Raw genomic sequence first — 2,195 nt, forward strand, 5'->3', positions numbered from 1 at the left:
CGGGAGAAGCTTCTCGAAGACCTCGATAACAACCATCTAATCGCTTTGGATTGGGCCGACTGGCAGGAGTGGGCAGCGCGCAGCGCTGGCGACTCCTGTCCAGTCGAGCCTTCTTTACCCTTGGTCCCGTGTCAACAACTGCCCTAAGCACCGAACAACCACCAACTCACAGAGGCTCTAAAAAATGAAAATCATCGCTCAGATACTCTCAGGCACCGACATCACCACCGCCACAAAAGACCGTGACGGGCGCAAGGTCACTACTGGCACCGTGAAGCTGCTCACCACTGACCCGAGTCAGATCATTGATGTGGCCATCACCGAAGAGCAGGTGACAGCCGGCTATCACGCCATGTTGAAAACCATCGCTGGCAAGGGCCCGACTGAATTCATGGTTGAGTACCGCAACGGCTCGTTTGGTGACGACAACGGCCGCCACCGCCAGTTTAACGGGTTCCGTCTGGTAGACCTGCCCGCAAGCGTCCAGAACGCTAAGGCGTAACCATGGACGCCCTACCTGACTATTCCCAGCTCATAGTTGCCGCCTCTTACATGCTGCTTTATGCGATTGGGTTTATGGGAGGGAATCAACGGTGATTGAGCCAGGTATTGAAATGTTTATTGCTGGCGGGTTCCTTGTTTGGCTCGTTGGCTATGGCTCTGGCACGGTGTTCCGACACACCCGCCAGATATTTGAGAAAGCCTCTCGGGGCAATTGAAAACGGTAAACGCAATTCAAGGTTGAGTTGTATTGAAAAGCGTAAACATCAATCAAAAGGAAATGATCATGAAAATTCGCAATATGGTTCGTAAGTACGCCGCTCCGGTTCTGGTTGCTGGCTCTATTGTTGCTTCCTCCGCTGCCTCTGCTGTTGGTGCTCTGGATGCTGCCACCGTTACCACCGTTAAAGAAAGCGTCCTCGCTGACGCTGGTACTGCCTCCGGTGCAGGCTTTGCGGTTATGGCCGTAGTGCTCTCCCTGTCCATCGGCTTTGGCCTCTTGCAGACTTTCGTTCGCAAAGGTGCTCAGGGTTAATCACTGGCGGGGCTCTGCCCCTGTACTATCGGGGGGCTCTGCCCCCCTTTTTTCATGGGGGATATATGCGCCCGTACATCATATTATTAGCCGCCGCTGTCACGTTCTCGGCCTCTGCTCTTCAAATTGGTGATTTTTTCCAGAATGCCGAAGTTATTAAGGCTAATTCTGTCAAAATCGTTAATGAATCTTTAATTAAGGTCAGCGCCACTATTAAGGGTTATGCTGCTAATGCGCCATATGCTATTAAAACTGTTGATGTTCCTAAGCCTACATTTATGTCTCATGTTAAAACTAATATGAAAGGGCTTGTAAAGAAAAATGCGTGGTATGCTGCTTGGTTTGCAACGATGGCCGCCGCGGGATGGGCAATAGATGAATTGACGGGGCAGGTTACACGACCTTTAATTAAAACTAATTATTATGGTCAATCAGGAAGTTGGGCAAATCCTTTTAATCTCAGTCCCGTGGTTAAAGATTTACAGACTGCTATAGCCTCACAAATTGCAGAGTGTTCACGTATATATTCTTCATATCCGCCTTGCACTTCTGATGGTGTTTTGCTTCCTCGTACACCTCCTCTTTATTATTATAAAATCAAATTTAAAGGCGGTGTTTCTACTAGGGAGATTGATTTTAAAGTCCTTTCTCAAGAAGATGTTGTTGTTTCTAATGAGCCCGTTTCTGACGATTCACTTTATGATTCCCTTGCCACTGAGATGCTAAAAGATCCTTATGCTGCTGCTCAGGCTTTTATGGTTCCTGATGCTTGGCCTTATCCATATCCTCACATTTTCCCTGACCCTGTTAAGTACATTCCAGGTGTCTCCGAAACAGATGAGGAACTTCTTGATGCCCTTATCAAGGGCCAGTTGCAGACCACTAACCCGAACGCTGCTAACTATGTGACCCCCGAGAAGCTCCAGCAGCTCCAGCAACTTCTCGCTCAGCTTCAACAGGGCATTACTCCAGAGGGGCAGGTAGGCGCTGCAAACGACAAGCTTAAAGACCCCCTCACTCAGGCTCAGCTTGAGGAGACTATGAAGAAAGAGAAAGAGGCCGAGGCCAAGGCAGACCAAGAGGCAGCCACCAAAGCGCAACAGGATCTAGCCCCCGCCGAGAGTGCCCTTGATAAGTTGTCAGAGGATAAAACATGGCT

At 49.4% G+C, this 2,195-nt stretch carries 3 protein-coding genes; all 3 read left to right on the plus strand.

Going from position 1 to position 2,195, the window contains the following annotated elements:
• The first annotated feature begins 184 nt into the window (after window positions 1-184).
• Window positions 185-502, plus strand: a complete 318-nt coding sequence (locus BN1115_RS18540; RefSeq protein ID WP_042658319.1) for a hypothetical protein — start codon at window positions 185-187, stop codon at window positions 500-502.
• 285 nt (window positions 503-787) lie between these two features.
• A complete protein-coding gene (locus BN1115_RS18545; RefSeq protein WP_050070532.1) occupies window positions 788-1,036 on the plus strand; it encodes a hypothetical protein in 249 nt (82 codons plus the stop codon).
• A gap of 65 nt (window positions 1,037-1,101) precedes the next feature.
• On the plus strand, window positions 1,102-2,195 hold a 1,094-nt coding region (locus BN1115_RS22450), incomplete at its 3' end, for a hypothetical protein (protein ID WP_156135290.1).

Origin of the sequence: Aeromonas allosaccharophila, from assembly GCF_000819685.1 — a bacterium.
GTDB lineage: Bacteria > Pseudomonadota > Gammaproteobacteria > Enterobacterales > Aeromonadaceae > Aeromonas > Aeromonas allosaccharophila.